This window comes from Lampropedia aestuarii, assembly GCF_004803635.1.
Lineage (GTDB): Bacteria > Pseudomonadota > Gammaproteobacteria > Burkholderiales > Burkholderiaceae_C > Lampropedia > Lampropedia aestuarii.
Map to the genome: position 1 here is coordinate 63,000 of NZ_SSWX01000020.1, position 11,463 is coordinate 74,462.

13 protein-coding genes are annotated in these 11,463 nt (G+C 58.8%); 10 read left to right on the top strand and 3 right to left on the bottom strand.

Annotation, left to right across the window (positions count from 1 at the left end; all coding sequences use genetic code 11):
- Positions 1–482: 482 nt before the first annotated feature.
- Complete coding sequence (locus E8K88_RS14150; protein WP_136407326.1) at positions 483–1,376, bottom strand: class I SAM-dependent methyltransferase; 894 nt, start codon at positions 1,374–1,376, stop codon at positions 483–485.
- A 166-nt stretch (positions 1,377–1,542) separates the two neighbouring features.
- Here E8K88_RS14150 and E8K88_RS14155 point away from each other — a divergent pair, with 166 nt between their 5' ends.
- Positions 1,543–2,319, top strand: a complete 777-nt coding sequence (locus tag E8K88_RS14155) for a ComF family protein (protein ID WP_136407327.1) — start codon at positions 1,543–1,545, stop codon at positions 2,317–2,319.
- Positions 2,320–2,395: 76 nt separating this feature from the next.
- Here E8K88_RS14155 and E8K88_RS14160 read toward each other — a convergent pair whose 3' ends face one another.
- Positions 2,396–2,947: a type II secretion system protein N gene (locus E8K88_RS14160; RefSeq protein WP_168797337.1), complete on the bottom strand. Its 552-nt coding sequence runs from the start codon at positions 2,945–2,947 to the stop codon at positions 2,396–2,398.
- Between the two features lie 302 nt (positions 2,948–3,249).
- Here E8K88_RS14160 and gspG point away from each other — a divergent pair, with 302 nt between their 5' ends.
- The 9 genes from gspG to mog all read left to right on the top strand — a co-directional run bounded on the left by gspG (position 3,250) and on the right by mog (position 10,248).
- A complete protein-coding gene (gene gspG, locus E8K88_RS14165) occupies positions 3,250–3,726 on the top strand; it encodes a type II secretion system major pseudopilin GspG (RefSeq protein WP_136407329.1) in 477 nt (158 codons plus the stop codon).
- A gap of 35 nt (positions 3,727–3,761) precedes the next feature.
- Positions 3,762–4,232, top strand: a complete 471-nt coding sequence (locus E8K88_RS14170) for a type II secretion system protein (RefSeq protein WP_240754545.1) — start codon at positions 3,762–3,764, stop codon at positions 4,230–4,232.
- 76 nt (positions 4,233–4,308) lie between these two features.
- Positions 4,309–4,662: a type II secretion system minor pseudopilin GspI gene (gene gspI, locus E8K88_RS14175; RefSeq protein ID WP_136407341.1), complete on the top strand. Its 354-nt coding sequence runs from the start codon at positions 4,309–4,311 to the stop codon at positions 4,660–4,662.
- A 5-nt stretch (positions 4,663–4,667) separates the two neighbouring features.
- Entirely contained in the window at positions 4,668–5,447 is a 780-nt protein-coding gene (locus tag E8K88_RS14180) for a PulJ/GspJ family protein (RefSeq protein ID WP_136407330.1), read from the top strand.
- Positions 5,444–6,466, top strand: a complete 1,023-nt coding sequence (gene gspK / locus E8K88_RS14185; RefSeq protein WP_136407331.1) for a type II secretion system minor pseudopilin GspK — start codon at positions 5,444–5,446, stop codon at positions 6,464–6,466. The genes E8K88_RS14180 and gspK overlap by 4 nt, the downstream gene beginning before the upstream one ends.
- A gap of 516 nt (positions 6,467–6,982) precedes the next feature.
- Positions 6,983–7,231, top strand: a complete 249-nt coding sequence (locus E8K88_RS14190) for a MoaD/ThiS family protein (protein WP_136407332.1) — start codon at positions 6,983–6,985, stop codon at positions 7,229–7,231.
- A gap of 3 nt (positions 7,232–7,234) precedes the next feature.
- The gene (locus E8K88_RS18055) at positions 7,235–8,356 is read left to right on the top strand and encodes an NTP transferase domain-containing protein (protein WP_168797338.1); all 1,122 of its coding nucleotides are present in this window, start codon (positions 7,235–7,237) and stop codon (positions 8,354–8,356) included.
- Positions 8,357–8,382: 26 nt separating this feature from the next.
- Complete coding sequence (locus E8K88_RS14200; RefSeq protein WP_136407333.1) at positions 8,383–9,633, top strand: molybdopterin molybdotransferase MoeA; 1,251 nt, start codon at positions 8,383–8,385, stop codon at positions 9,631–9,633.
- A gap of 27 nt (positions 9,634–9,660) precedes the next feature.
- Positions 9,661–10,248, top strand: coding sequence for a molybdopterin adenylyltransferase (mog, locus tag E8K88_RS14205; protein ID WP_136407334.1), 588 nt, complete (start codon positions 9,661–9,663; stop codon positions 10,246–10,248).
- A gap of 110 nt (positions 10,249–10,358) precedes the next feature.
- On the opposite strand, the gene E8K88_RS14210 is transcribed toward mog, so the two are convergent.
- Complete coding sequence (locus E8K88_RS14210) at positions 10,359–10,703, bottom strand: winged helix-turn-helix domain-containing protein (protein WP_136407335.1); 345 nt, start codon at positions 10,701–10,703, stop codon at positions 10,359–10,361.
- Positions 10,704–11,463 lie beyond the last annotated feature (760 nt).

The following is an 11,463-nucleotide window of genomic DNA, read 5'->3' on the forward strand; positions in this document are numbered from 1 at the left end:
CGGAGCATGCGATTCGTCACAATAAACACAAGGAAAAGGAGTCGCCCCCAGCACAAGGACTGCTAGCGGCACTTGCGCTGGCGCCAGCGCAATCTGCGCGAATACCGTTACAACACACGCAGTAAAGGGGGCTTATTGTAGCCGCTCCCCTTCTGCGTGTGTTCAAAGCCAGCGCACCACGCCAGTCTTAGAGCCTGTTCAAAGTCTCCACGCAGACCGCGTTGGAGCCCAAAAGGATACGATGCGCGGCAAAAACCGCAGTCGGGCTATCTGCCCGGCGAGGATTTTTAACAAGGCAGCGTGCCTTTTGGACTCCAACCCCCAATACCAAAAAGAGCTGCAAGGCACAAAAAAGCGCATGACTGCGTTGCCCGTTTTGCTCATACAGACGTATGAGCTGCAACAGGCGTCTTGTGCTGCCTCTTTTTTGTGCCTTGCGCGACTGCGTCGAGACTTTGAACAGGCTCTAGGCCACAGTGTCATCAGGCCTGCGATTTATGCAAAGCCGCACGCATGTCTTTAAGACTGATGGCCGTTTCTTGCGAGACTTTCATTTTGGGCGGGGCCTTGAACGCATGGCCGTAGATGATTTCAAAATTGAACTCAAGCTGCCCGCGCTCACCCGCCAACGACTGCACGGCTTGCAACCACTGCGCATGCCATTGGCGGCCGCGCAAGCCAGTAAAGCGCCCAACATGCAGGTTGCGACCCAACTCGCGAAGTTCCTGCTGCGCCCGCTCGGCACTGGGAAACTGCAAGCGGATATGCTCCATATCCATCACCGGCTCGGCAAAGCCTTGGGCCACCAGCATATCGCCCAAGTCGTGCATGTCGGTGAATTCCTGCGCAGGCGCGGGCCAGCCCATTTTCGCGTGCAGGCGGCGCAGCTCGACCAAGGTGTCTGGGCCAAAGCAGGAAAACATCACAAAGCCTTGCGCATGCAAAGCCTGCGCCCATTGGCGAATCAGCGCTGGCGGATCGGCGGCCAAATGCAAACTCATATTGGCCCAGACCATGTCCACCTCATGCTTGGGCGGCTGGAACTGCACCGCTTTGGCACCACCCAAGCGCGACAGCATCGAGGTGTGCCAACGCTGCTTGGCCAGCACCGTGTGCGCGGGCTGAGCATGGAGCAGCCATGACTGGCTTTTAGGCAGGCGTTGCTGCACCAGGTCGTGCGCGGCCATGCCGCCACGCACCGGCTCCCAATCGATCCAGCTCTGCGGAGGTTTGACAATCCATTGCAGCCGCTCTTGCATGCGCCGCCCCACTTCTTCATGCAACCAAGGGCTGTGCGCTGGGGCCCGCTGGCGCCAGCGCAGCAAGGCATTGGCATCCAACGAAGGGGGTGTTGAGCTGGTGTCGGGAGAATTCATCGTGTGCTTGGTATGTTCAAGGCCCTGCCGCTGTGATGGCCAATCTACAGCCAAGCCCTTAACGCCATGGTGGCGCTTGAGGGGCAATTGTTAAACACGGCAAAAGAGCAGCAAAGCGCAGGCGCTACTATAGGCATTCTGAAGCAGCTTTGCCTACCATAGGGCCATGTTTGCCCCTGAACGTGTCCCACTGCCGCGTTTTTTGCACACGGCCTGGCACCATGCGCATGCTTTCTATGCCGCGCGCTGGCTGCCTGCGCAATGCCCGTTTTGCCATGCCTGGCCGGTCTGGCAGCAACCCGGCGGCATTTGCGCATCATGCCTTGTGCGCTATACACCGCCACAACAGCGCTGCCTGCGCTGTGCGCTGGCTTTGCGCCAGCCCGAATCAGCCTGCCCAGCCTGCACACGTTTGCCCAGTCCTTTGCGCCATTGTGTGGCGGCCGTCGATTACGGCTACCCATGGCACCAGGCCGTTGAAGCCTTTAAATTTCACCAGCGACCGGCCTGGGCCGATGCGATGGCCCAACTGCTCTTGCGTCAGCCCTTGTGTGAGGCACTATTGCAACAGGCCGAGTGCATGGTGCCGATTCCTTTGGCCACGGCGCGTTTGCGTGAGCGGGGCTACAACCAGGCCTGGGAACTGGGCAAGGCTTTGCGTCGCAGCAGCGGCATCGCCATGCCCTGTATTACACAGGGCATTGAACGTCGCCATGTGCCGCAGGCCCAAGCCAGACTGCCGCGCCAGCAGCGGCTACAACGCAGGCAACAGCTCTACAGCCTCAAGCCTGCGGATCGCAGCCTCTGGGTTGGCCGCAAGGTGCTGCTGGTGGATGATGTCATGACGACTGGGGCCACGCTGTTTGCCTTGACCGATCTGCTGCTGGCTGCGGGCGCGACGCATGTGGATGCACTGGTATTTGCGCGCACGCCTTTGGTTTAAAGGTAAGTGCTCTGTCTGAGAACCTGTTAATGATCTTTTCACAGTCGCGCAGAGTGGATGAACTGGTCCTTAGCCGTTAATCATTGTTCTCAGCTTGGCGCAGTGGCGCTGCAGGCAAAGGCTGCGAGCCCAACACTCTGCCGGTGGCATTACGCGCTGCCGCAACCGGCGTGACTTGGTTGGTTTTGAATTCAGGCAGCACCAGCTCCACGGTGCTTGGCCCCGCCAAATCTGGCCCTAAATAAGCAACGCGGCCTTGCAAGGACTGCAAATACAAACCCTGCTCGCCTTGTAGGCGGTGGCCTACCCGTACCGTACGTGCTGGCTGGCCATTGACCGCGATCAAAGCCGCCCCCTGCCCACTTTGCGTGCCTGCCACAACCCCCACCAGAGCGAGCTGGGTTGCAGCCGCAGGTGCAGCCTCCGCAGCGACCACAGGGGCGTCGATGGCACCAAGCAAACGGCGCATGCCTTGGCTGTCTGCCACTAAGGCATTGGTAGCCACACTGCCAGAGGCTTCATGCGCGCCTGCTCCCGGCATCGAGAGGACCCAGTACACGACGGAGCCCACCGCCAAGGCCCACACAGCGCTGGTTGACACGCCTTGAAACAAACGATTTTGAAGCATAGAGATCTGCATTACGCGATTATGATTGACAAATCTGTTAAAAGGAACAACGGCGCAGCCCAGGTATTCAGATTGCTGTGTAGCATCCATACAATAAGGCTGCCACACAATGGTCATACTAAACTGCTACATCTCGCTAGGCTCTGCAACTTTGACGCGCCCGGTCGCTCTTAGAACGTGTTTACGCTCTAAGAGCCTGTTCGCCAATAGCTGGCGACAGGTGCAGATATTGCCTGCCAAAACCCAGGCTTGTGCTTCTTTGACAACGCCCGATTGCTCACGTTTTTTTGATCGATTCAGCCATGTTTTCAGCGTCATTTTCCTCGCCGCGCATCGCGCCTCGCCACCGCCCCAAGCACATGCTGCAGCGCGGCTTCACCTTGATTGAAATCATGGTGGTGGTGGTCATTATTGGCGTCTTGGCCGCCCTGGTTGCCCCCAGCATCTTGGGCCGCACGGATGAGGCACGCCAAACGGCCGCACGTGCCGACATCAATACCTTGATGACTGCACTCAAACTCTACCGCACCGACAATATGCGCTACCCCACAGCCGAGCAAGGTTTGCAGGCGCTGGTGGTGCGTCCAACCACTGAGCCGGTGCCCACCAAATGGTCACGTCCGTACCTGGACAACGGCAAACTGCCCAATGACCCTTGGGGCAATCCGTACGTCTATATCTACCCAGGGGTGTATGGCGAAGTGGATATTTTGTCCTATGGTGCGGATGGTCGCCCAGGCGGTGAAGGCCTGGATGCCGATATTGGCAGCTGGCAATAAACCATCCCGATTCCGCAACGCGCTTTGATCCTGTGTTGACCGCCAGGCTGACTCGCCCACCGCACACCTTGCGCGCTCTGCGCGCCTCGCGCGGCTTTACCCTGCTGGAGATCATGGTGGTGGTGGCCATCATCGCGATTGGCTCAGCGGTGGTTGCCATCCAATGGCCAGACAACCAGGTGCGCGCCTTGGAGCGCGAAGGCGCTCGCTTAGCCGCCTTACTGGAAGCGGGGCGTGCGTATTCACGCGCCAGTGGCATGCCAATGCGCTGGAATGCCACCGAACAAGGCTTTGTCTTTGAAGGGCCGGCCAAGCAATGGATTGCACAACGCCCAACCCACTGGGAGAACAAGCAAACCATGGCCTTGCTAGAGCGCCCCGTGGTGCTGGGTCCTGAGCCAATCATTGCGGCCCAGTCCGTCGTATTGGCTTTGCGCGAGCGCCCTCAAGTGCGCGTGCGTGTCAGCACTGATGGCCTGCGCCCTTTCGCAGTTGAATCGCCGTAAGCTGCCGGAGTCACCGCACGTGTCCCTTCACACTCTTTGGCCGCCTGGCTATCTTGCCAAGCCCACACCGCTGCGCATGCACCAGCGTGGTTTCACGCTGATCGAGGTGTTGGTCGCGCTGGCGATTGTGGCGATTGCGCTGGCCGCAGGTTCACGCGCTGCCGGTGCCTTGTTGCACAACGCCGAACGCCGCAGCGATGTGATGCTGGCCCAGTGGTGTGCAGAAAATGAGCTGATCCAGATGCGCATGCTGTTGCAACTGCCCTCAATCGGCACAATTCAAACCCAATGCGAGCAAGCGGGGCGGCGCTTTCAGGTCGAGCTGGTGACCAGTGGCACTGTCAACCCGGCGCTGCGCCGTGTTGATGCGCGCGTGAGCACCGAGCAGTATTTTGTGCTGTCTGTTTCGACCTTGGTTGGCCGCTATTGAGGCAGATGATGCATGCATTGATACCACCGTCAACCCGCGCCACAACGCCCGCTGCGCAGCGTTTGCTTGGTGGTTTTACGCTGATCGAGGTCATGGTCGCGATTGCTTTGATGGCCGTGATGGCTGCCGTCAGCTGGCGCGGCATTGATGGCTTGCTGCGTGCACAGGCCTATACGCAGCGCAATGCCACCGAACAAGCTGTGCTGCAAACCACACTGATGCAATGGCAAACAGATTTGGAGCACATGAGCAATATCTTGTCGCTCACGCCGCTGGACTGGGATGGCAAGGTACTGCGCATCACCCGGGCCAATCCGCGCCTAAGCCCTGCAGATGCCCCCACGGTGGCGGTCGTTGCCTGGTCTGAGCGCGTACTGAATGGGCAGAAATACTGGCTGCGCTGGCAATCAGCGCCCATCGTCAACCGTGAGCAATGGCGCCAGGCCTGGTCTTCAGCGCAGCTGTGGTCACAAGGCCAGGGCAGCAGCGGCCAAGGCCAGCAAACGGTCTTGGTGCCAATCACCGACTGGCGCCTGTACTACGCGCGCGATGGCCGCTGGAGCAACCCACTCTCCAGTGGCGAGACAGAGGGCAACAATACCGGCACTGGAGGCGACGACAGTGACACCGGCAGCAATTCCGACACCGCGCAATACACCGCCCCCTATGCCCTTTTTGCCTTGCCTGAGGCGGTTCGCCTGGAGCTCGACCTCGCCCCTAACCAGGTCTTCAGTGGCAGAATCACCCGCGACTGGCTGCGCCCAAGCTACGGGAGGACACGATGAACGCCTGCGCCCCCACATCCAACGGCTTGCCACCGTCCCACCGCACTGATGGACAGCGCAAACAGCGCGGCGCAGCCTTGCTACTTGCCATGCTGATTGTGGCCCTGGTCGCCAGCCTGGCCGCCGCCGCGACCTGGCAGCAATACCAAAGCGTGCGGGCCGAAGCCGATGAACGCGCCCAGTCACAAGCGCGCTGGCTGATTACAGGTGCCCTGGACTGGGGCAAGATCATCATGTACCTGGATGCCAGAGCAGGCAAGACCGACCACCTCAATGAGCCCTGGTCCGTGCCACTCGAAGAGGCCAAGCTGGGGACTTTTTTAACGGCCGAGAACAACGTGGCGCAAAACACCAATGCGAATGCCGATTTGGACGAGGCTTTTTTCTCTGGTGGTATTGCTGACCTCAATAGCCGCTTGAATGTGACCAACTTGGTCAAAAGCAACCAAGTGGACGGCACGGTCCTCAAACAGTTTCAAAATCTGTTCTCGTCACTGGGCATTGAGGCCAGACTGGCGACTCAGCTGGCAGACAATTACCTGGAATCGACCCGCAGCTCGCTCAGTGCAGACGTCCCCCTGACGCCAACATGCACGCAAGAGCTGACATGGCTGGGCCTGAGCCCCCAGCAAGTGCTGCTGCTAGAGCCCTACGTAACGATCTTGCCACGCCTGACACGCATCAATATCAATACCGCCAGCGAACGTGTCTTGGCGGCGGCACTGCCTGGCAACGATGCCCAAGCCGCAGCTGCACGCTTGGCTGCCGTGCGCAATTTCTCGCCATTCAATAATCTGACTGCCGCCGAAAATTTGCTGGGAGAAGGCACGACTCTTGGCAACGACCTGTTCGATGTAGCCAGCGAGTTCTTCCTGGTCAGCGGCCAACTGCGCATCGAAGGGCTGAATGTCCATGACCGCTATATTCTGTTTCGCGAAGGCCAGCGCCTCTCCACCACCCGGCGTGAATGCGTCAACCCCGCTTGGCGTTTGGAAAGCAATTTGCGGCCGTCGCGCTAAATTGGCAAAAAATTCAACGGCAGCAGCCACACACAACCAGAGACACCCCCCACAGCAATGGTTTGCGACTAAAATTTACAGCGTCCAGCAAGCGCACCAGTACTGTGCCTCTAGGAAAGCTCTGCAAATCCCCATTGCTACAATGCGTGCGGTATCAGGATAGCCACACAGCGTCTCTTGAAGGCCATAGCCATCGCTATGGACGACTAAGACTTGCGCAGCGGATCGCCTGAGACCGTGCTCACACCACAATACGGTGTTTTGCAGAGATTCACTAGCGCACACACTGGCCAATCGCCACTTGCGGCCTGGACTTCTGCGCTGGAGTCAAACAATGGTGCGACAAGCACCACCACCTGTCGCTTGATAAAGTGACCAATAAGCCACTGCAGGCCATGTCAAGCTTTCGGCGAACATGCCTAGGCCCGACCCCTTGGGTGGCCAAGCATGGCGACTGGCCCATGACTCCCTCTCCAAGTACTGAATGGCTAACGCCTCACTTCACCAGCACATCCCATGATCACCATCACCTACTTTGGCAATCTCAAACAGTTGCAGCCCTCGGGCTCTGAAACGCTGCAGTGGCTATCTGGTACAAGCGATGACTTGCTGGACCTGCTTCGCCAACGCGGCCCCGACTGGGCCGACGCCTTGCAGCCGGGGCGTATTTTCAAAATCGCCATCAACCAACAACTGCAACACGGCACTGCCGCCATCAACGACGGCGACCAAGTGGCCATCCTGCCCCCCGTCACAGGAGGCTAAGCCGTGTTTAACGTACACATACAAAGCACGCCGATTGATCTGCACACAGCCCAGGCAGCGCCAAGCGGCTCGGCCGCCGCGCAAACTGGCGCACAAGTGCGCTTTATTGGCAGCGTGCGCAACGACGCGCGCAGCAGCGCCTTGACGCATTTGGTGCTGGAGCATTTTCCAGGCGTGACCGAAAGAGAGATTGAGCGCATTGTGGAGCAGGCCCGCCAGCGCTGGGATTTGCAAATGGCGCGGGTGGTGCACCGCGTAGGCACGATTGCCGTGGGCGAAGATATTGTGCTGGTCGAGACAGCCAGCAAACACCGGCTGGCCGCCTACGAGGCCAATGCCTTCATCATGGACTACCTCAAAACCGAAGCACCATTTTGGAAACAAGAATGCTTTGGCGATGGCAGCTCCCTCTGGGTGGAGGCCAAGGCCAGTGACCAGACAATTTTGCAACGTTGGCAAACCAGCAGCACGCTCAGCCCAGACCAGCAGACCGGCCAGCGCATGGGCCAACGCAAGATCGCCGCGCTGGTTCTGGCTGGTGGCCAAGGCTGCCGCATGGGCTATGTGAACAAAGGCCTGCAACTACTTGATGGCCAACCATTGGTCGCGCATGTGATCCAGCGCCTACAGCCACAAGTTGACCAGCTGCTGATCAGTGCCAACAGTGCGCTGGACAGCTACCAAAGCTGGGGCTTGCCGGTGGTAGAGGATCTGCCCAGCCTGCAAGGCCAAGGCCCAGCAGCTGGCATACTCAGTGCCAGCGTGCAATTGGCCGCCGATGTGGATGCCGTGCTGATCGTGCCTTGCGACACGCCGTATTTGCCCACCGATCTGGTCGCGCGTTTATGGCAGGCATTAGAGTCGCCCTCAGCCACTGAGGCAAACCCGGCCTGGGCGGTGATGGCGGCTACACCCAGCGGGCCACACCCCAGCGTCGTGCTGTGCCGCCCAGCGGCCTTGCTGCGTTTATGGACCCATATTCAAGAACACCCGAACCCAAGTTTGCGCAGTTGGCTCGAGCCTATGGCCACCGCATTGCTAGAGTTTGACGAAGAAACAGCCTTCACCAATATCAACGACCTGGGCACCTTGCAGAGCCTGCAAACCATCCCCGGCACACGCTGAATTTTTTATACGCATCTCAGAACCCGATGGCAAACGACCTGCTTGACTACCATGACGGCCTCAATACCTTGTTGGCCACCCACACACCACTGCTGCGGCACGAAGCCGTGGCTTTGGCGGATTTGAACCAGCGTATCCTGGCCCAGGATGTGGCCGTTGTACACAACGTGCCAGAATTCGACAACAGCGCAATGGATGGCTATGCGATCAACGGCAATGACTGCCACGAATGGCGCATAGTGCACCGCATTGCCGCTGGCGACGATGGTGCGCCACTGCTACTCGCGCCAGGCGAGGCCGCGCGCATCTTCACCGGCGCGCCCATCCCAGTGGGCTGCAGCGCCGTGGTCATGCAAGAGCATGTCACCCGCACGCAAGCAGATGCCGATCAAGCACCACCGCGCATCACACTCCTGGCTGGCCAGAGCATTCAGGACGGCCAGCACATCCGCCGCCGCGCCGAAGAACTACAGACGGGCGATGTATTGCTGCACGCAGGCAAACGCCTGACCCCAGCCACCATTGGCCTGCTGGCAGGCCAAGGCTACACCCATGCACCGGTGCACGCGCAAGTGCGGGTCAGTGTGTTCTCCAGTGGCAACGAACTGGTGCCTCCCGGTCAACCGCTCGGACCAGGCCAAATCTACGACAGCAACCGCATCATGCTGATCGCTTGGCTGCGCTCATTGGGTTTTGCCGTAGTGGATGGCGGCAATCTGCCCGACCAGTTAGAAGCCACCCGCGCAGCACTGGCACAAGCGGCCCAAGAGTGCGATGCGATTGTCTGCTCAGGCGGTGTGTCGGTGGGTGAAGAAGACCACCTCAAAAATGCCCTGACCGAAGTGGGCGAGCTGATCCAGTGGCGCCTATTTATCAAACCAGGCAAGCCGTTTACCTGGGGGCGCATTGACCACAACGACCACACCTGCCGCGTGTTCATGCTGCCGGGCAACCCCGTCTCCAGCCTGGTGACCTTCCAGCAGTTGGCCTTGCCTGCTTTGCTGCGCCTGACCGGTTTGAGTGAGCAACAAGCCCGCCCGCTGCAGTGGACCGCATACGCCGACTTTAGCCGCGACAAGCCTGAGCCTCGCCGCGAATTTGTACGCGTGAATCTGCGCCATGAAGCAGGCCAATGGCTCGTGCGCCCGGTGGTACAGCAAGGCTCGAACATGCTCTCGGGTGCGGTGCATGCCAACGCCTTGGCCGAAGTCACACCTGGCACGCCCATTCAGCCCGGCGATGCGTTGACCGTCTATCCGTTGTTCAATGCGATCTAGCACTTCGTTTAAGCAAGGCATTCGACTATGCATGATGCAACACAACTCTCCCCCATTCGCATTGGCCTGGTCTCGACCAGCGACCGCGCCAGCAACGGCATCTACCAGGACGAGGGCATTCCTGCGCTCAAAGACTGGCTGCACAGCGCTGTGCAAAACCCACTGCAGTTTGAAGAGCGCTTGATTCCTGACGAGCGAGCGGTGATCGAACAAACCTTAACCGAGCTGGTCGACATCGCAGCTTGCGATCTGGTGCTGACCACTGGCGGCACCGGCCCTGCAGTGCGCGATGTAACGCCCGAAGCCACTCTGGCGGTGGCTGATCGCGTGATGCCAGGCTTTGGCGAGCAAATGCGCCAGATCAGCTTGCACTTTGTGCCCACCGCCATTTTGTCGCGCCAAGTAGGCGTGATTCGTGGCAAGGCCTTGATTCTGAATTTGCCAGGCCGCCCCCGCGCGATTGCAGAAACACTGGGAGGACTCAAGGACAAAGACAGCGGCGCGGTGATCGCCCATGGCATTTTCGCTGCCGTGCCCTATTGCCTGGACCTGATCGGCGCAGGCTATATCCAAACCCATCACGCCGTGTGCGCTGCATTCAGGCCCAAGAAATAAGGTGCTTCACGAGCGGCAGCTGCCTTTAAAAATTGGAGTTCTTAGAGCCTGCCTATGGTCTTTTCGCAGACCGCGTTGAGATGATGAACAGGCTTTTAGACAATTTTGCTTTAATGCAAAAGTTGCATCAGCGCCTCAATGTCTTGCGCTGCAGTTTGCCTAGCAAGCGCCTCAATTGAGCGGTAGTGCGCAATGATGGCCTGTCCCACATCGGTCAGGCTGGCCCCACCACCACGGGGCCCCCCCGTCGTGGTGCTAACAGCCGGTGAGCGCAATGAGCCGTTCAACTCTTCCAGCAGCAACCATGCACGGCGATACGACATACCCAACTGCCTAGCAGCCCCAGAGATAGAGCCTGCAGCGCCAATGGCTTCAAGCAACTCCACCTTACCAGGGCCAATGGCAATCGTGTCGTTGGTATAAAAACGAAGTCTGAATTTGACCTGTGAATTCATGATTCTATTGTCGCGTGTTAATACCTTAGTGATATTGGAAATCACACAGAGAATGGCCGTTGCAACACCATCATTACTTACTCTGCACAACAACTGCAACTTGCCGTGACCTCGCACACATTCAGTGTGATCGGACCATCTGGCATGGTGAGTCCGCAAGCTCACGGGTGTCGCAAACAACGCCTCCATGCGCTATGCATCTTAGAGCCTGTTTACGATCTTTTTGCAGTCGCGCAATACGCAAAAAAGAGGCAGTGCAAAGCGCCTGTTGCAGCTCCTACGTCTGTATGCCCGCAGCGAGCAACGCCGCAATGCGTTTTTGTGCCTTGCGCTTCAAGTTGAAGCCTCAAAGGCGCTCTTCTTAGATAAAAACCCTCGCCGGGCAGGCAATCCAATTGCGATTTTTGCCGTGCATTGCATCCTTTGGGCCTTCAACGCGACTGCGTGGAAATGATGAACAGGCTCTTAACGCCAGCGCGAGTTGCATAGACACAAAACAACAGGGCCCAAAGGCCCTGTTTGTATGTGATCGAGACGAATCACTCGTCCGCTTGAACCGAGCTACGCCCGTGCATCACTACACCTGCGCAGCCCGGATCGCTTAGCGCTTGCCCCTGCGCAGTGCCCTTGTATTAAAGGCACTGGCAGCCATTGCCAGCATCAGCACGAACAGCACCAACAATGCACGCTCATCCAAAGATGGCACAGGCACTACTTCAGCTGGTGTTGGTCTAACCACAGGCTCGTCTGGCTCACCGCT